Source organism: Priestia sp. SRI_019 (assembly GCF_057586255.1).
This window is the reverse complement of record NZ_JBYCZN010000002.1, coordinates 1,250,225-1,269,281: the sequence shown is the minus strand read 5'-3', so window position 1 is coordinate 1,269,281 and position 19,057 is coordinate 1,250,225. Positions and strand designations below refer to the sequence as shown.

Genomic DNA, 19,057 nt, shown 5'->3' with positions numbered 1-19,057 from the left:
TAGTTCCCCCATTTATAGAATTCTTTTTAGATAGTTATTGGTCAATTTTGATACGGTTGGTAGATGCTTGGTCAAAGAAATGAGCATGATTCATTTGAAAATGAAATGGAAAGTGCTGATGAACTTGAATATGTTCATCTCCAGGGATTTTAGCTACAAAGAGCTGGTCTCCTAAACTACTGTATAGTATGTACTCTGCTCCTAATAACTCAGACACCTCTACCGGTAATGAAATATGAGAAGCATCAGAATAGGCGCGCGTAATATGCTCTGGTCGAATTCCTACAGTAATGAACTGATTGTTGTAGCCTTTTTCATGTAACGAATGCATTTGATTTTCTGTCAGCTGAAACTCATGTTCACTGATGTACAGTATGTTGTTCACTACTTTTCCTGTGAAAAAGTTCATTCCCGGCGATCCTATAAAACTGGCTACAAACGTATTCTCTGGAGCATTATACACTTGCATAGGTGAACCTATTTGCTGAATTTTTCCGTCTCTCATAACTACAATTCTGCTTGCCATCGTCATCGCTTCTGTTTGGTCGTGGGTTACATAAATAATGGTCGTCTGCAGCCTCTGATGAAGCTTACTGATTTCAGCACGCATTTGTACGCGAAGCTTCGCATCAAGATTAGATAAAGGTTCATCCATTAAAAAAATTTGGGCATTCCGTACAATGGCTCTTCCTAAAGCCACTCGCTGACGCTGGCCTCCTGATAACGCTTTTGGCTTGCGTTTTAAATAGGGTTCTAAGTCCAAAATACGAGCCGCTTCACGAACGCGATCATCAATTTCTTGTTTTGGGACTTTGCGGAGCTGCAAGCCAAATGCCATGTTGTCGTAAACTGTTAAATGAGGGTAAAGCGCGTAGTTTTGAAATACCATTGCAATATCCCGGTCCTTAGAAGGCAAATCGTTTGCACGATCTCCATTAATAAGCAATTCTCCTTCTGTTATCGATTCAAGGCCGGCGATCATTCGAAGGGTAGTGGATTTGCCGCACCCTGAAGGTCCTACAAACACAATAAATTCTTTGTCTTGAATATGAAGATTGAAATTATCAACTGCAAGACTATCTTTTCCGTATTTTTTATACACATGCTGTAACTGCAGTTCTGCCATTTTTTCTCCTTTCAGCAGGCTTTTAAAAAAATAAAAGCCTCTAATTGCACAGATGGATGGTACGTGTATCTGGCAATTAGAGGCTATCGGTTGACCGGTAAGCCTGTATTATGTAGTTTTGAGTGATTGAATCTGTAAGTAATTTTAAAATATATTATTCCTATATGTCAAGTGAGAATTAAAATATTTTAATAAGTTCGATTATTTTCTTAAATGAAAGAAGCCATTTATTAAGCCAGAGATGCTGGTTTTGAGAATAAAATAAACAGCTGGTGTATAGAATGATAGTATTCACTTTTATAGTAAGCACTACAGAGAGAGGATGTTTATAAATGGATAGAAACACGCAGTTCACTATGATTCGTCAAGCGTTGGAAAACAGCTATCATTTAATGCAGCAGGGAATAGAAGTGAGCGGAGAGACGCTTACTCAGCTGGAACAAGCAAAAGCCGAGTATGAAGCGGCCTTTTTATTGTCTCAGTCCACGGACTCAAAATTCCGCTGCAATTAATTTTTTAATAGCACTTATTCCGTTTGCGTTCTATACACTCAGCTTTTATACAAAAAGGTTCTGTCCTTACAGGCAGAACTTTTTTATGTTCAGCTCTTTTTATTGACATTTTAGATAAAGTAGTCAATAATTAAGTTTTGCTTACATGAGAAATTTACTAGATAAAAAGAAGTGAAGCTAATTTTTATTGATAGATATTTACATAAATAAAGGAGTCAGTATCGATGATGAGAGAGCGGTTGCCTTTTACAATTGAGCGGGATGAAAACTTTTTTGACAAATTAAATGAATGGATAGGTGATGTTTTTTATGATCATCTTCCAGACGCAGGGTTAGAACTTCGAGACGAACAAATTTTTATGGCTTTTCAAATCGAACGAGCTTTTAAAGAAAAAAATGTAATCTTTGCAGAAGCAGGTGTAGGAACAGGAAAAACCATTGTGTATTTACTGTATGCTATTTGTTATGCAAGGTATATTGGCAAGCCAGCTATTATTGCCTGTGCGGATGAAACATTAATTGAACAGTTAGTAAAAGCCGAAGGAGACATTGCCAAGCTCTCTGGTATTTTAGATATTAACATGGATGTTCGCCTAGCAAAATCTCAAGATCAGTATCTGTGTTTAAAGAAATTAGATGCTGTGACAGCACGAACAGATAATGAAAACATTGAAGAAATTTACGATACGCTTCCTGATTTTGTTCATGATCATAGCGGTATGCAGTCGTTCTATCACTACGGAGACCGTAAAGAATATCCTCATTTAACGGATGAGGAATGGAATCAAATTAACTGGGATACGTTTCAAGACTGCTCTTCCTGTGAGCAGCGTCATAGATGCGGCTTAACGCTTTCACGTGAGCACTATAGAAAAGCACATGACTTAATTATTTGCTCTCACGATTTTTACATGGAGCACATTTGGACATATGAAGCCCGCAAGCGTGAAGGACAGCTTCCCCTTCTTCCTGAAAGCAGCTGTGTTGTATTTGATGAAGGTCACCTGCTGGAATTTGCTGCACAAAAGGCTTTAACATATCGCATTCAAGAAGATACGTTAGAAAACTTGTTAACGCGTCTATTAGAAAATGACGTGCGAGAAGAATTTGCTGTGAAGATCGAGCACGCTATCGATGTGTACGCAATGTTCTTTGACCGTTTAAGTGAAGCAAGCACAGAAATCGTTGGTTCTAGCCGTAAAGAAGTAGCCCGTACAAACGGATTACAAAGTGTAGGAAAAGAACTTTTATCGCTGCTTGAGCATATCGGAAACGAGCTTGTGTTTGAGAGTGAGACCTATACAGTAGACGAATATACGCTGCGAATTGTAGATGAGTACCTAGATCAAATTGACTATTCGCTGCGCTTATTTATGGACAATGAAAATGCCATCTACTGGGTGGAAGAAAACAACTGGCAGCTGACGTTGGTTATTATGCCGCAAGCAGTAAAAGACGTCTTAAAAGAACGAGTATTTGCAAAGAAAATACCATACATTTTCACGTCTGCCACTCTTTCAGATAACCAATCGTTCGATTATTTAGCATATAGCTTAGGAATTGCAAAGCCGCTTTCTTTTTCCGTTGAATCGCCATTTGATTATGATGAGCAAATGAAAATTGCGGTAAAAAATGTTTCAGATGATCAAGAAGAAGCGTTTGCTGAAAAATTCGCCTTTGCTGTTGCGCAGCTCGAAAAAACGAACGGACGAGCACTTTTACTGTTTAACAGCAAAGAAGAACTAGAGATGTTCAAAGAAGTTTCCAAAGAGTTAAATCAGTACACATTCTTATTTGAAGGCGATCAAGAAATCAGTAAATTAGTATCTCAGTTCCAAAGGGAAGAAGAAACGATTTTATGCGCTGTTCATTTGTGGGAAGGATTGGATATTCCTGGACCTTCGCTATCTAATGTAATTATTTGGTCTCTGCCGTATCCACCAAATGATCCGGTCTTTGAAGCAAAGCGCAATCAAGTAGTCGATCCATTTTGGGATGCAGATATGCCGTATATGCTTCTTCGCTTAAAGCAAGGAGTTGGAAGGCTGATTCGCTCTCATAACGATAAGGGTCTAATCACGATCTTTATGCCAAAAAGCACAGATTCAAAAGTGCGTTCAATCATTGAACAAAATGTCCCAACAAAAATAGAAAACGTATAAAAAAGCGCGGTTGTAGCCGCGTTTTTTTATACGCATAATAGATTGAATATTCAGTTATATACACGCCGTTACTATTATGATAAAATAATTTATGGTGAAATAAGGAAAGTAAGGAGGAAAAACAATGAGAGAAGACATACAGAAAATTGAGAAACAGTTTTATGAATACATGAATAAAATCAAAAGTTATCACGAGGCAATCGGAGTGATGTACTGGGATTTGAGGACGGGTGCTCCAAAAAAAGGGGCGGACCAGCGTTCTGAAGTTATTGGCATGATGTCATCAGAAGCGTTCAATCTTTCGGTTTCTGATGAAATGGCAGGTTTTATTGAGAAATTAACGAACCCTGAGTCACAGCCTTACATAAACGATATTACGAAAAAAGCAGTGGAAGAATGTAAAAAAGAATATAACTTAAATAAAAAGATTCCTCCGCACGAATATAAAGAATACGTTACATTAACTTCAAAAGCTGAGTCGGTTTGGGAAGACGCAAAAGAAAAAGCAGATTTTGCTTTATTTCAACCGTATCTCGAAAAAATTGTAGCGTTCAATCAGAAGTTTGTGGAGTATTGGGGGTATGAAGGAAACAAATATAACCGTTTATTAGACCTTTTTGAACCGGGGATGACGGTTGAAATCTTAGACGAGGTATTTGGAAAGCTGCGGGAGCATATTGTGCCTCTTGTTCAGCGAATCGCCGGGTCGAATACAAAGCCAAATACGGAATTTTTATTCCGTACTTTCCCAAAAGAAGCGCAAAAGCAATTTAGTCTAGACGTGTTAAAAACGCTTGGCTATGATTTTGAAGCGGGGCGACTTGATGAAACAGTCCATCCTTTTGCTACTGGCTTAAACCCGGGAGATGTGCGCATCACGACTAAATATGCCGAAAACGATTTTCGAACGGCTATTTTTGGAACAATTCACGAATGCGGCCATGCTTTATATGAACAGAATATTTCAAAGAATCTTGTCGGTACAGTTCTATGTGAAGGTACTTCAATGGGAATTCATGAATCACAGTCGCTGTTTTTTGAGCAGTTTGTCGGTAAAAATAAGGCATTTTGGCAGCATCATTACGACGTACTAAAAAAGCATGCGCCGGGACAATTTGACGATGTAGATTTAGAAGATTTTTACCGAGGAGTAAATGAGGCGAAACCGTCTCTTATTCGTATTGAAGCAGATGAGTTAACGTATCCTCTTCATATTATGATTCGCTATGAGATTGAAAAAGGATTAATAAACGGAGAATATAAAGTTGCAGATTTACCGGAAATTTGGAATGAGAAATACGAAGAATATTTAGGAGTTCGTCCAAGTCACGATGGAGAAGGCGTGCTTCAGGATGTACACTGGGCCGGAGGAAGCTTTGGGTACTTCCCTTCCTATGCTCTTGGCTATATGTACGCAGCGCAGTTTAAGCATACCATGTTAAAAGACTTGCCTAATTATGATGAACTTCTTGAAAAAGGAGAAATTTCGCCGATTACAAATTGGCTAACAGAACATATTCATCAGTACGGAAAAATGAAAAAGCCTCTTGAAATTTTAAACGATGTAACGGGAGAAGGCTTAAATGTAGATTATTTAATTCAGTATCTAGAAAAGAAATATGGAGAAATTTATCGCGTATAAAAAGCGCTATAACCGAATATTATGTTTTGTATCGCAAGTAAATGTTCGAAAATATCGCTTTTAGATATTTTCAAATAAAAGATTTGCTGATATAATACAATTAACTCAATAACGCACTCATATAATGACGAGAATAAGGCTCGTAAGTATCTACCAAACTACCGTAAATAGTTTGACTATGGGTGAGCGATGAAGTTTGTTTTTCACTTTTGTGCGTAACAGCTCAAGGACATTGCTCTACTCATATACGAGTGCAGCTATGTTTTTGAGCTTTTTTAATACAAACGTTGGAGGAACGAACTATGAAAGCTTTGCAAAACAAAATTTTAACAGATGGTATCGTATTATCGGACACGGTTTTAAAAGTAGACACATTTTTAAACCACCAAATGGATCCTGTATTAATGAAAGAAATTGGAGAAGAATTCGCTTCGCGTTTTGAAGATGCAGGAATTACGAAGATTTTAACGATTGAATCATCAGGAATTGCTCCAGCGATTATGACCGCATTGAAGCTAAACGTTGAGATGGTGTTTGCCAGAAAAAGAAAATCTTTAACACTTCAAGACGGACTCATTACATCAAAAGTATATTCATTTACAAAAAAAGAAGAAAATGAAATTTCAGTTGCTGATAAATTTATTCGAGAAGATGACGTGATTTTAATTATTGATGACTTTTTAGCAAACGGCCAAGCTGCATTCGGCTTGATGGATATCGTACAAAAAGCAGGTGCTAAAGTAGGCGGCATTGGGATTGTTATTGAAAAAGCGTTCCAAGATGGAGGAAAACAAATTCGTAAATCAGGCGTTAAAGTAGAATCATTAGCACGCATTCAGTCTTTATCAAATGGTAAAGTTACATTTGCTGAAGATAAACCAACAGTGGAGGTTTAATATGAATAAAGGAAAAGTCTTTTCACTTGGTTTACAGCATGTTTTAGCTATGTACGGAGGTGCGATTGTTGTTCCGCTTATTGTTGGAGGAGCCATTGGCTTGACTCAGCAGCAGCTTACGTATTTAGTGGCGATTGACTTATTTATGTGTGGTGTGGCAACTCTACTGCAAGTATGGAAAAATCGTTTTTTTGGAATTGGTCTTCCAGTTGTATTAGGGTGTACGTTTACTGCAGTAGGACCTATGATTTCAATTGGAGGTTCTTACGGCGTTTCTTCCATATATGGTTCTATTATCGTCGCTGGTTTACTCATTGTCCTTCTTTCTGCTTTTTTAGGTAAATTGGTTAAGTTTTTCCCTCCTTTAGTTACGGGCTCGGTTGTAACGATTATTGGAATTACGTTAATTCCTGTAGCGATTAAAGATTTAGCCGGAGGAGAAGGAAGTAAAGATTTTGGCAGCTTGAGCAATTTAGGTTTAGGTTTTGGCGTTTTGCTATTAATTATTGTTCTGTATCGATTTACAAAAGGATTTATGCGCTCCGTCTCTGTGTTATTAGGATTAGTTGTTGGAACAATCGCAGCTTCTTTTATGGGAAAAGTAGATTTTTCCGGCGTAAAAGAAGAAGCGTGGGTTCATATGCCACATGTTTTGTACTTTGGGATGCCAACTTTTAATATTATGGCCATTCTGACAATGTTCCTTGTTTTACTTGTTGGTATTGTCGAGTCAACAGGCGTTTATTTTGCTGTTAGTGATATTTGTAAAAAAGAAGTGGATGAAAAAGATTTATCTAAAGGCTATCGTGCAGAAGGACTGGCGATTTTATTAGGCGGATTTTTTAACGCATTTCCTTATACAGCTTATTCTCAAAATGTAGGACTTTTACAATTGTCAGGTGTTCGCACAAGAAATGTTATATTTGCAGCGAGTGGAATTTTAATTGTTTTGGGTTTTCTACCTAAAATCGCAGCCGTGACGACGGTTATCCCGAGCTCTGTCCTTGGTGGAGCAATGGTAGCTATGTTTGGAATGGTAATCTCTTCAGGTATTAAAATCCTTAGTCAAGTTGATTTAGCCAAACAAGAAAACCTTCTTGTGATTGCATGTTCGGTTGGCATGGGTCTAGGGGTGACGGTTGTACCTGAACTCTTCAAAAACTTACCAGAGAGTCTTCAAGTTCTTACTGGGAGCGGTATTGTAATGGGGAGTTTTACAGCAATCTTTTTAAATATTGTCTTTAATATGATGAAATCACCACGTACGCAAGTTGCAGAAACAAAGTTAACAAATGAAGTCGTATCGAAATAAAAAGAGGCTAGGACAAAAATATTTTAGTTGAGAAGATCCGAACGGTTAATCGTTCGGATCTTTTCATTGTTATGGGGAACATAGGCCTAATTTGTTCGTTTTTCCTATTAAGACCGTGTTTTGAAAAACAGTGTATAAAGCATTTTCCCCACATCAGGGTTTTTTGCCACTAATGAAATTTCTCTTTTGAATTTGAAGTCTGTAATGGGTAACGCTTTAATGTTTGAGCTTTGTAAATGACGCATAAAAATTTCAGGCAGAATTGAAATACCTAAATTAGCTGAAATAAATCCCATAATACTTTGAGCAAATTCAATTTCATTAGCAATGGAAATTTTTAAGTTATGACGATTGTACGCTTTTTCTACTAATGTCCGAACATCGCACCCTGGCGGGAGAACTACAATGGGTTCTTCTTTAAAATCTTTAAATGATACGCTTTCTTTTTCGGCTAACCGGTGCTGATCATTCACAAATAAATAAAAGTCTTCTTTGAATAATAGTTTTGACCAGTAAGTATGTTGAACCTCTCCATCATCAAATAAAGCCCCGTCAATTTGATTGCTTTCTAACTGCTCTAACAAATCATAATAGTGATGCGAGGTTTTTATATCAATATGGCGATTGTGATCTTTAGCAGAAGCCAGTTGATAAGGTAAGTAAAAAGCAGCCATACTCTGCCACGTTCCGATAGTTAAATCACAAGCTTCTTGCGTAGACACTAATTTTTTTTGAAGAGCATGAACGCTTGATAGTATGGATTCACCTTCTTGTAAAAGAATTTCACCTGCTGAGGTTAATTCTACTCCTGTAGCGGAGCGAATAAATAATGTGATTCCTAAATCTTCTTCTAGTTTTCTCATTTGCTTACTGAGCGCGGGCTGCGTCATATGCAGCTGTTCGCTTGCTTTGCTTAAGCTTTTTGTTTTGGCTGTTTCAATAAAAGACTCAAGCCATTCTGTTTTCATATTTATCACCTATAACCTTTTGTTATACCCATAGTATAGAAGGGAAGTTCTCATAAATCAATGAAGATGCTAGTGTATATAGTGTAGTTAACACAGCACAAAGAAATTCACACAACTAGGAGGATGAATGATGTATCCAAACAAACTATATATTAACGGTGAATGGACAACAACGGAAGAGAAAATTGATGTAGTCAATCCAGCAACAAAAGAAGTAATAGGACAAATTCCAAAGGCAGGCGCAAAGGAAGCAGCACTTGCCGCTGATGCAGCGGCTGCAGCTTTTAAAACATGGTCGAAAAGAACCGCTCAAGAGCGCAGTGCTATTTTAATGAGATGGCATCAACTAATTGAAAATCATAAAGATGAACTAGCAGAAATTATGACAACGGAACAAGGCAAACCATTTGCAGAAGCAAAAGGTGAAGTGCAGTATGGCAATGATTATATTGCTTGGTTTGCTGAAGAAGGAAAGCGTGTATACGGTGAAACGATTCCAGCTCATCATACGCATAAACGTATTACGGTTAAAAAACAGCCTGTCGGCGTTGTAGCAGCTATTACACCATGGAACTTCCCTGCAGCAATGATTACGCGTAAAGTGGCCCCAGCTCTTGCAGCAGGATGTACAATTGTTCTAAAACCATCTGAAGAAACACCATTTACAGCATATCGTTTAGTAGAGCTCGCAGAAGAAGCTGGAGTTCCAAAAGGTGTAATCAATGTTGTTACTGGAGATGCAGCAGCTATTGGTGACACATGGCAAAAAGACGGACGTATCCGAAAATTAACATTTACTGGTTCAACAGCGGTTGGCAAACATTTAATGCGCGGTGCTGCTGATACTGTGAAAAAATTATCGCTGGAATTAGGCGGTCACGCACCGTTTATCATAACAGAAAATGCAGATTTAGACGCTGCTGTAAACGGCGTAATTGCTTCTAAGTTCGTAAACGCAGGTCAAACGTGCATCTGCACAAACCGCGTATATGTACAAGAATCCATTGCAGATGCTTTTGTTGAAAAATTTGCAGCAAAAGCGGCGGAATTAACAGTAGGAAATGGATTAGAAGAAGGTACACAAGTTGGACCGTTAATTAACGATAAAGCGGTTGAGAAAGTAAAAGCACAAATTGCAGATGCAAAAAGTAAAGGAGCTAAAGTTGTGGTTGGCGGACAAGCTATAACAACTAAAAACGGTTTCTTTATGGAGCCGACAATTATTACAAATGTAACTGATGACATGAATTGCATGTTTGAAGAAACGTTTGGACCATTGGCACCTGTAGCAACATTCAAAACAGTAGAAGAAGCCGTAGAACGAGCAAACAATAGCCCTTATGGTTTAGCCGCTTACGTATTTACAGAAAACATTAAAGAAGCAACGTTTGTATCTGAAGAGTTAGAATACGGCATTGTAGGAGTAAATGATGGCTCTCCATCTGCAGCTCAAGCTCCATTCGGCGGCTTTAAAGAAAGTGGTCTTGGACGCGAAGGAAGTCATTACGGCATTGAAGATTATTTAGAAGTAAAATATATCTCAATGGGACTTTAATCAAAAGCAGAGGGACAAAAATATTTTAGTCGAAGTGAAATACGAACTAGCAACTAATAATCAAAATTATTGGTTGTTAGTTCGTATTTTTTTGTTGGTAAGGTGGACGTAGCTTTCAGGTGTTTTGTTGTGTCCTAGCTTTTTTATGCACTTTTGTAAAGAAAATTTGGAATAATAGTTCTTTAGCACAATTAATTGCATTTCTAGGGTGTCTGTGCAAGAATAAATATTTCAAAAATGGTTTAGCTTTGTTTAAAGCGTGGGTAATACAACAAATGCACATGATTGCTTGTTAGATGAAATGAAAAGCAGAACTTTACCACTGATAAATTACGCAAGCTAGAACCAAAATAGTAGTACTGAATGGTGAAAAATATAGGAGTTGATATAGATGATTACAGCAGAGAAAAACATAGTGAAATTTAAAGCAAAAGACGGACGTGAAGTCACTATTCGCCCTGCACAGGCAAGTGATGCAGAGCATATTACAACAGCGGTAAGAGAAATTATTGAAGCCGGGGAATTTATTCAAAAAGATGAGCCGCGCACAGTCCAAGAAGAGCAAGATTTTATTGCATCAGTAGAAAAGAACAATCACATGTACGTTGTAGCTGAAGTCGAAGGTGAAGTGCTTGGAATTGCACGTGTTCTTAGAGGCGAAATTAAAATGAAGCGCCACACGGGGCTCTTCCGTACATGGCTTATTTCAAAAGCACAGGGAATGGGAATAGGCAAACAATTTATGAATTATACGCTAAACTGGTGCAAAGAAAATAATCTTCATAAACTTTCTTTAACTGTGTTTGCTTCGAATAAAGTGGCATACGAATTGTATAAAAAGGTAGGATTTGAACAAGAAGGCGTTATGAAAGAACAAGCTTATTTCAACAATGAATATGTAGATGAAATCTATATGTCCATTTTCTTTTCATAAAAAATAAGCACTTATTTTCGTCAATCCATAAATTGTATCTGTACATTCAGATTATTTGCGCTATAATAAAAGTGCACAACAAACATACACTTCTTCAAAACGTAGACTTTCCTGAGTTACAGGAAAGTTTTTTTATGTTTCGCCTCCATTCCACTAAAAAAGAATTGAATAAATCCCCAGCTATTACAAATGTTAAATGTAACGCAATCAAAGAGGTGAAGTGTATGCCAAAGATTATCTCAGTTGGATTTGGAGTTCCCCCCTATGAATTAACTCAGCAAGACACGCTGCTATTTGCAAAAGAACTTTTTTCCGAGTCGTTTAAAGATATTAATCGTCTGCTAACCGTTTTTCAAAATGGTCAAATTGAGAAACGTAATTTTGCCAAAGACTTATCTTGGTTTCAAGAAGACCATACATTTGAAGAAAAAAATGATGCTTTTATAGAATCTGCTGTTGAATTAGGTACAAAAGCAATTGAAGACTGCTTAACAAATAAGAACTATGTAAGTACTCCTTTGCCATGTGGAGAAATTGAGGCAATTTTTTATGTTTCAACAAGCGGTTTAGCTACGCCTAGCATTGAAGCACGAATTATGAATAAGCTTGCGTTCTCAGACCACACAAAACGAATTCCTATTTGGGGATTAGGGTGTGCTGGAGGAGCGTCTGGGCTTTCAAGAGCTTATGAGTATTGCAAAGCCTTTCCGCGTGCTAAAGTCCTTGTTTTATCCATTGAGCTTTGCAGTTTAACTTTTCAGAGAAATGATCGTTCAAAAAGCAACTTAATCGGTACGTCTTTATTTGCAGATGGAGTAGCGGCTGCTTTAGTCGCAGGTGACGAAGCTGATACCACTTTTGCCCTTGCAAAAAGCTACCCTTACATTTTACATACACAATCGACGCTCATGCCCAATTCAGAAGATGTAATGGGGTGGGAGATCAAAAATGATGGACTATTTGTTGTCTTTTCAAAAGATATTCCCACGATTATCGATTCGTGGTTAGGCGGAGAAGTTGAGTCATTTTTACAAACACAGCATTTGACCAGTCGGGATTTAAAGCATTTTGTTGCTCATCCTGGAGGGAAAAAAGTGCTTGAAGCATATGTATCAACGCTGTCGCTAAACGAAAATATGATTGCTGATTCCCTAGATGTACTTAAAAACCATGGAAACATGTCTTCCGCAACCGTTTTGTATGTATTAGACCGCTTTATGAAGAAAGAAATTTCGAGTGAAGAATACGGTTTATTAACAGCTCTTGGCCCTGGATTTAGTTCTGAAATGCTTCTATTAGAGTGGAGGTAAAGCGATTGTTTTTTTATAGCTTTTTTGTATTTATTATCTTACAGCGTCTATGTGAATTGGTTATTGCCAAAAGAAATGAAGCTTGGATGAAGAAGCAGGGAGCATACGAAGCTGGTCAAAGTCACTACAAATGGATGGTAAGCATGCATGCCGCTTTTTTTGCTGCTCTTTTTACGGAAGTGTATGTATTAAACGATGGAATGTATCACTTTTCTTTTTTGTTGTTTAGTTTTTTTGTGCTTGTGCAACTTGCAAGAATATGGGCTATTTCTTCGTTAGGAAAGTATTGGAATACAAAAATTATCGTTTTGCCTAATGCGAAGGTTGTGCTAAGAGGTCCTTATCGTTTTATGAAGCACCCTAACTATACGGTAGTAGCGGCAGAATTGGTGTTAGTTCCGCTTATGTTTCAGGCATACTGGACGTTAGCTATTTTTTCTGTTTTCAATTTGTGTATATTAGCTGTTAGAATTCCCTTAGAAGAGCAAGCGTTAACGAATGAAACAAATTACGGCGAAGTGATGCAAAACAGGGGCCGTTTCTTTCCTGTAAAAAAATCTTAAAACTAATTGAAAATGATTATCTTTCATGATAAGATGAAACAAATGATAAAGATTATCAATTTCATCAAGTAGAAACGGTGGTGGACGTAATGGTTAGTCTTTTTGTGATCGGAGCTCTTGCTACATATGTTGGCGTCACAACGTATGTAATGAAAAATATTGAAAAAGCCCAAAAGGCGTAACATACATGCGATGAATAAAAAATACGATACAAAGCTGTCAAATTATTGACAGCTTTTTTTATTGTTTTTGTAACTAAAAATTCAGTTTTTTATGGGAAAACGCATGCGAATCAAGTAAAATAGAGAAAGAATAAGCAGAAATAAAGCTGGATAAAGAACATTTAAATACAGTCTTGAATGAGGCAAAAGGGGTAGAGTAATAATGGGTAAAGTGAGTGTGAAACATCAAGAAAATCTCCGATTGGAAGCATCTCTTTTTCATTTACATAAGCAATTTCAAGCAGCTGGAGATGAACAGCAGGCAGCAAAAGCAATACAGCTGTTAAAAAAGTGGGTGAACGGTGAATTTGTTGTAGCATTTTGCGGACATTTTTCGGCTGGAAAATCGAGCATGATTAACGAATTAATGGGGCAAGCAATTTTGCCTGCAAGTCCTATTCCAACAAGCGCAAACTTAGTATCAGTAAAAGCTGGAGATGAGCATGCAACCGTTTATTACCGCAAACAGCCGCCGGTGCGTTATGAAGCGCCTTATGAGTATGAGCAAATTAAGCAGTTTGCTGTCGATGGAGATGAAGTAGAGTCCATTCATTTATCGATAGATACAGATGCTATTCCTAAAAATGTTGTGGTGATGGACACACCGGGAATTGATTCAACAGATGATGCGCATCGTGTATCGACCGAGTCAGCTCTTCACTTAGCGGACGTTATTTTCTACGTGATGGATTATAATCATGTGCAGGCAGAATTAAATCTTCAATTTGCAAAACAGCTGCAAGAAGCTAATAAAACGCTTTATTTAATTGTAAATCAAATTGATAAACACCAAGAAGATCAGCTAACATTTCAAGCATTTAAAGAGTCTGTCGAAACGTCATTTTTAAAGTGGAATGTGAGACCAGAAGGAATCTTCTATACGTCGTTAAAAGAGCCAACCAACCGTCATAACGACCTTTCGTACGTAAAATCTCTATTACTTGCTATGATGACGGAAAAAGAAAACCGACATCAGCATATTCAACATGCGATGCAAATGGTAATTGACGATCACCTTGCCTTTATTGAAGACCAAGAAGAAGAAAAGTTAACGATTCATGACGATCTGCGCCATAAGCTGACGCTTGAGAACCATGAAATCAATAAGCAGCAAAAAGAGCAGCTTCTCGAAAAAGAAGCGGAAATGAGGCGGGCTGAAAAGCAGCTGGCAGAAACGTACCAACAAGAAACAGGTAAGATACTAAGCAACGCCAATTTAACACCATATGAAATGAGAGAAAAAGCTAGGCTGTTTTTAGAAACGACAAAGCCTGATTTTAAAGTGGGTCTTTTATTTGCTAAGAAAAAGACCGAGGAAGTAAAAAAAGAGCGGCTGACGTTATTTTTTGATGATATGAAAGAACGTGCAGCTTCTCAGCTGCAGTGGCACTTGCAGCAATATGTGCAAGAGCTGGTGAAAAATCAAAATCTTACCGATCCGGATCTTATACGCCAGGTTCAGCAGTTTGAAATTCCGTTAGAGCCGCATGATTTAATTGAAACGGTAAAGGCAGGAGCTACGATTAATGGTGATTATGTTTTAACGTACGCAAAAGATGTAGCCGATCATATTAAGAAAAAAGCGACGCGATTATTATATGAGCTTTATGCGCAAATTGAACAGAGCAAAATCGAGCAAGATGAAGTAAAGCGTGAAAAAATTTATCAGCACTTGCAGGAATGTGAAGCATTTGAAGAAGCGTATACATCTCTTCAGGAAATGAAAGCAAAATTGGCACGTACAAAAGCTTTGCTTCAATCTTTACAGCAAACTGATGACGACCTAACGGCAGAAGATGCGAACGAGTTGTCATATATGTTACAAGAAGAATATGAAAAGGGCATCATGAAAGCTGAAGAAAAACATGAAGCCGTGAGTGAGCAGCAGTTAGTTTCAGAGCCTGAGGAAGCTGCGCATGAAACAGGAACAGAAAAGGTTCTTCAAGATGTATCAGCTGTTCTCGAACAGCTCCGTTCATTTGGAAAATTAGACCGCTTTATTAACAGGCTTCAAGAAAAGCGTAAAAAGCTATCAAATCAAACGTTTACCGTAGCTTTATTTGGAGCGTTCAGTGCCGGTAAATCATCTTTTGCCAATGCGTTGATTGGAGAAAGATTACTTCCTGTATCTCCGAACCCAACAACAGCAACCATCAATAAAATTATGCCTCCAACGGAAAAACGGCCGCATAAAACAGCTGTTGTACAAATGAAAACAAACGAGCAAATGATCCAAGATTTAAATGGTGCACTTAAGCTGTTTCATCATGAAGTAGAATCAATTGACGAAGCGCTAACAATTATTCCAACCCTGCAGGCAACAGAAGAGCTGCAGCTGCATTTGTCGTTTTTACAGGCAGTAGAAAAAGGCTACGGCGAAGTCAAGCAGCATATCGGTTCAGAAGTAGTAGTGGATACAGAAGGATTTCATGATTATGTAGCCAAAGAAGAAAAAGCGTGTTTTGTTCAATTTATTAACCTGTATTATGACTGTGAATTTACTCGCTTAGGCATTACGCTCGTTGATACACCCGGAGCTGATTCAATCAATGCGAGACACACTGGAGTAGCGTTTGAATATATCAAAAATGCAGATGCCATTTTATTTGTAACGTATTATAATCATGCGTTTTCAAAAGCTGACCGCGAATTTCTTATTCAGCTTGGCCGTGTAAAAGATGTATTTGCGCTTGATAAAATGTTTTTCTTAGTAAATGCAGCGGACCTAGCCAGCTCGGATACAGAGCTGCAGTTAGTTCAGACGTACGTAAAAGAGCAGCTTGAACAGTATGGTATACGCTTTCCGCGCTTATACCCGGTATCAAGCTTGCAGGCTTTGCAAAACCACGAGGATAAAATGTTTCTGCCATTCAAAAATGCGTTTTACCGCTTCATAAACTATGAATTACCAGAGCTTGCTATCCAAAGTGTTTATGCAGATTTCGAACAAATTTTAGCAGTTGCCAATGAAATGAAACAGGTGCAAACAAAATCAGAAGTGGATAAAAAGCGATACATTCAATCTCTTCACATAAAAAATGAGCAGGTAGCAGCAAAACTGCATGAAATTCATTTTGAATATGAACAACAGCAGTTTGACCGAGAATTAGAAGAGCTCTTATTTTATGTAAAAAAACGTCTGTTTGTGAGGTACGATGACTTCTTTAAAGAAGCCTTCAGTCCGGCAAACTTAAGGGATGATCGAGGTGAAAAGCAAAAGCAGCTGCGCCTGTGTTTGCAGGAGTTGTTAACGTCTATTTCCTTCGATGCAACGCAAGAAGTGCGTGCGACCACTTTGCGAATCGAAAAATACATCGTAAAATTAATCGAAGACTGGCATCGAATGATCATTACAAAGCTACAGCGCTATGAACCGACGTTTACTCCAACGTTGAACTCGTTAGAGCCTCCAAATGGCAGTGAAGTTGTGACAAGTCATCAGTTTGATGAGAATGAATCGTATCAAAAAGAGCTCTCACTGTATAAAAACAATAAAAGCTTTTTTGAAAAAAATGAGAAAGCAAAGCTTCACGCTGCTTTACTAGAACGTATTAAGCCGGATGTTAATCATTACATTGCGAAAGAAGAAGCCGCTCTTCATTCACACTATACTCATTTAGTGAATCAGTACGTTTTAGCGCATAAACAGTCTGTATCTGAAGAATGGTATGATTATTACAAACAGCTGCAAGCGGCCGTGTCTGAAGAATTTCCGATTCAAGAATTGGTAAGTACAATGAGGGTGCTAGAACATGTATTGGAGGAAAGAAAGGGTCATTAATTTTTATGTCTACACACATAAATCAACGTTTACAGGAAATTGAAAAAGAATATAATGTGGAAATTTTGTTTGCATGTGAATCAGGCAGCCGTGCTTACGGACTCGACACGTCAGCGAGTGATTTTGACGTTCGCTTTATATACAAATATAAAGCGTCACGCTATCTTCATCTCAATAGACCTCAGGAGGTCATTAATGTAGCAGAAGGAAATTATGATATGCAAGGGTGGGATTTGTACAAAACCATTTATTTGTTTACAAAATCAAACCCTTCGCTTTATGAGTGGCTATGGTCGCCTCTTGTTTATTATCAGAAGCCATCGTTTGCTGAGCCACTGCGGCAAATGATGGCTCAATCATATTCCTTAAAAGCATTGGGATATCATTATTTTAAAATTTTAACGATAAATAGTAAAAGAAATCTGACATCTTCTGTTACAATAGAGGATATAAAAGTGATGCTTCAACTGATTCGTGCATTTTTATCACTGAAAGTAGTAATAAAGCAGCGCAGTTTCCCTGTCATTTTATTTGCCGATTTATGTAAGCAGGCAAATCTCGACGATAGGCAGCAATCCATCATTGAGCAATTTGTACAGTGCAAGATAAGCGGGAAAGTTGCTTTTAATGAAAAGATGAAAAACTTTTTGGACAGCATTAAGAAAGAAGCTGCAGCGATAGAAAAAAGCGTAAAAGAATTACCGGAAAAGCAAATCAGTTATGAGGACATTAACTTATTTTTACTAACTCAGCATAATATAATGGAGGAACGAACATGAGTGTACATAAAGAAATTTCAGCCCATTCTAAAAAACAGCACGAATTAGTACGTGCTTTTGCCAGCTTAGAAGCTCGACGCGAGCAAGCTATTGAAGCAGCTGTGCTTCTGTGCAAAGAAGGGAAACCTTTTTCTGTAGACGGCATTAATGCTGCAACAGCAGAAATTAATGAGCTGTCTCAAAAATATACCATCATTCCAGGCCGTAAAGTAGTGACAGAAGAAATGGTTAAAGAGTACGTGGCAAGAATGTAAACGTGCTAAGCTCTGGTGTTTTTACCTTAATTTGAACAGGATATGACGTGCCGCTTGATCCATACTAATAGTGTACCAACGAGGTACAAATAGGAGGAGATAGCGATGGGTCGTCAAAAATTAGGTAATAAAAATGCGCAAGCGAATAACAATGCAAAGCATAATTATAACCAAGAGTTCTCTTCTGAGTTTAAAGCAAATCAGGCTCAAAAAGCAAAGCGTGCAAAAAGTGCAAATGACACTTATGCTGGGGAGTTTGCTTCTGAGTTCAACGTGCAACAAAATCAAAACAATTCTGTTAACAAGAAGTTAGAAGCTAATAAAAGTGCAAATAATCAATATGGACAAGAATTCGGCTCTTATGCTGAAGTTGAATCTGCCAAAATGAATAATGCTGCACAAAAAAAGCGTAAAAAATAACAGAACTGTTTCCAAAAGCGCCGGGATTAGTCTGCTCTGTCAGCAGATTAGCCCGGCGTTTTTTGTTGGGCAATATTTGCTTGGGTACGAGATGTCAATCCATCGCAAACTATAGATGAGGTGAAGCAATATGAATAAAGGAATTGTCATTGCTCTTTCATCAATCGGTTTAGCCCAAGCGTTAAAAATCCCAATTAAAAAGTATCAAACAGGAAAGTGGGATATGCGGATGATTGCTGCGTCGGGTGGAATGCCAAGCTCTCATTCAGCAGGCGTATCTTCTTTGGCTACCTATGTAGCATTAAAAAGAGGTGTTTCTACGATTGACTTTGCGTTAGCATCTGTTTTTGGAATTATTGTGATGTACGATGCACAAGGAATTCGAAGGCAGACTGGCGAAATTACTATTAAAGTGAATACGTTAGATGAAGAAATTGAAAAGCTTGCGGGTCTTCCAGACGGAGGCTTTCACGATTTGACGGAACAGCGCTTGAAAGAAATGCTTGGGCATCAGCCCGAAGAAGTGATTGGCGGAGCCATTTTAGGAGTAGCACTTGGAGCAATTGGCTATTTTTTAGAAGGGAAATCATAGTCAAACAGCCAAAAGTAAGCTAAGATAAAG

General features: G+C 38.0%; 16 protein-coding genes and 1 riboswitch. Of the genes, 14 read left to right on the top strand and 2 right to left on the bottom strand.

Annotated elements, in window-relative coordinates; all coding sequences use genetic code 11:
* Positions 1 to 34: 34 nt before the first annotated feature.
* Positions 35 to 1,126 carry an ABC transporter ATP-binding protein gene (locus AC2YJL_RS16670; protein ID WP_230932108.1) on the bottom strand — a complete coding sequence of 364 codons (1,092 nt, stop codon included), beginning with the start codon at positions 1,124 to 1,126 and terminating at the stop codon, positions 35 to 37.
* Positions 1,127 to 1,458: 332 nt separating this feature from the next.
* On the opposite strand from AC2YJL_RS16670, the gene AC2YJL_RS16665 reads away from it, so the two are divergent.
* The 5 genes from AC2YJL_RS16665 (at position 1,459) to AC2YJL_RS16645 (ending at position 7,650) form a co-directional block, all read left to right on the top strand.
* Positions 1,459 to 1,638: a hypothetical protein gene (locus AC2YJL_RS16665; protein WP_013056154.1), complete on the top strand. Its 180-nt coding sequence runs from the start codon at positions 1,459 to 1,461 to the stop codon at positions 1,636 to 1,638.
* 224 nt (positions 1,639 to 1,862) lie between these two features.
* The gene (locus AC2YJL_RS16660; protein ID WP_013056155.1) at positions 1,863 to 3,800 is read left to right on the top strand and encodes an ATP-dependent DNA helicase; all 1,938 of its coding nucleotides are present in this window, start codon (positions 1,863 to 1,865) and stop codon (positions 3,798 to 3,800) included.
* 124 nt (positions 3,801 to 3,924) lie between these two features.
* The gene (locus AC2YJL_RS16655; RefSeq protein WP_230932109.1) at positions 3,925 to 5,442 is read left to right on the top strand and encodes a carboxypeptidase M32; all 1,518 of its coding nucleotides are present in this window, start codon (positions 3,925 to 3,927) and stop codon (positions 5,440 to 5,442) included.
* A gap of 97 nt (positions 5,443 to 5,539) precedes the next feature.
* A riboswitch (purine riboswitch) is annotated at positions 5,540 to 5,641 on the top strand.
* Positions 5,642 to 5,744: 103 nt separating this feature from the next.
* Positions 5,745 to 6,338: a xanthine phosphoribosyltransferase gene (locus tag AC2YJL_RS16650; RefSeq protein ID WP_028408002.1), complete on the top strand. Its 594-nt coding sequence runs from the start codon at positions 5,745 to 5,747 to the stop codon at positions 6,336 to 6,338.
* A gap of 1 nt (position 6,339) precedes the next feature.
* Positions 6,340 to 7,650, top strand: coding sequence for a nucleobase:cation symporter-2 family protein (locus AC2YJL_RS16645; protein WP_050691213.1), 1,311 nt, complete (start codon positions 6,340 to 6,342; stop codon positions 7,648 to 7,650).
* Between the two features lie 107 nt (positions 7,651 to 7,757).
* Here AC2YJL_RS16645 and AC2YJL_RS16640 read toward each other — a convergent pair whose 3' ends face one another.
* The gene (locus tag AC2YJL_RS16640) at positions 7,758 to 8,618 is read right to left on the bottom strand and encodes a LysR family transcriptional regulator (RefSeq protein WP_251567710.1); all 861 of its coding nucleotides are present in this window, start codon (positions 8,616 to 8,618) and stop codon (positions 7,758 to 7,760) included.
* A 130-nt stretch (positions 8,619 to 8,748) separates the two neighbouring features.
* Between AC2YJL_RS16640 and AC2YJL_RS16635 the strand changes: the two genes are divergently transcribed.
* The 9 genes from AC2YJL_RS16635 to AC2YJL_RS16595 all read left to right on the top strand — a co-directional run bounded on the left by AC2YJL_RS16635 (position 8,749) and on the right by AC2YJL_RS16595 (position 19,027).
* On the top strand, positions 8,749 to 10,173 hold the full coding sequence (locus tag AC2YJL_RS16635) for an NAD-dependent succinate-semialdehyde dehydrogenase (RefSeq protein ID WP_195697101.1): 1,425 nt from the start codon (positions 8,749 to 8,751) through the stop codon (positions 10,171 to 10,173).
* A 391-nt stretch (positions 10,174 to 10,564) separates the two neighbouring features.
* The gene (locus tag AC2YJL_RS16630; protein WP_013056162.1) at positions 10,565 to 11,107 is read left to right on the top strand and encodes a GNAT family N-acetyltransferase; all 543 of its coding nucleotides are present in this window, start codon (positions 10,565 to 10,567) and stop codon (positions 11,105 to 11,107) included.
* Positions 11,108 to 11,331: 224 nt separating this feature from the next.
* Positions 11,332 to 12,417, top strand: coding sequence for a type III polyketide synthase (locus AC2YJL_RS16625; RefSeq protein WP_098248333.1), 1,086 nt, complete (start codon positions 11,332 to 11,334; stop codon positions 12,415 to 12,417).
* Between the two features lie 5 nt (positions 12,418 to 12,422).
* Positions 12,423 to 12,980, top strand: coding sequence for an isoprenylcysteine carboxyl methyltransferase family protein (locus AC2YJL_RS16620; protein WP_013082378.1), 558 nt, complete (start codon positions 12,423 to 12,425; stop codon positions 12,978 to 12,980).
* 384 nt (positions 12,981 to 13,364) lie between these two features.
* The gene (locus AC2YJL_RS16615) at positions 13,365 to 16,982 is read left to right on the top strand and encodes a dynamin family protein (RefSeq protein ID WP_251567712.1); all 3,618 of its coding nucleotides are present in this window, start codon (positions 13,365 to 13,367) and stop codon (positions 16,980 to 16,982) included.
* A 5-nt stretch (positions 16,983 to 16,987) separates the two neighbouring features.
* Positions 16,988 to 17,761 (top strand): nucleotidyltransferase domain-containing protein, encoded by a 774-nt coding sequence (locus AC2YJL_RS16610; protein ID WP_251567713.1) that lies wholly within the window; start codon positions 16,988 to 16,990, stop codon positions 17,759 to 17,761.
* On the top strand, positions 17,758 to 18,015 hold the full coding sequence (locus AC2YJL_RS16605) for a DUF2533 family protein (RefSeq protein ID WP_195694981.1): 258 nt from the start codon (positions 17,758 to 17,760) through the stop codon (positions 18,013 to 18,015). Before AC2YJL_RS16610 ends, AC2YJL_RS16605 begins: the two co-directional genes overlap by 4 nt.
* Before the next feature lie 105 nt (positions 18,016 to 18,120).
* On the top strand, positions 18,121 to 18,435 hold the full coding sequence (locus tag AC2YJL_RS16600) for a hypothetical protein (protein ID WP_013056168.1): 315 nt from the start codon (positions 18,121 to 18,123) through the stop codon (positions 18,433 to 18,435).
* 130 nt (positions 18,436 to 18,565) lie between these two features.
* Positions 18,566 to 19,027 (top strand): divergent PAP2 family protein, encoded by a 462-nt coding sequence (locus tag AC2YJL_RS16595; protein ID WP_013056169.1) that lies wholly within the window; start codon positions 18,566 to 18,568, stop codon positions 19,025 to 19,027.
* Positions 19,028 to 19,057: the final 30 nt, after the last annotated feature.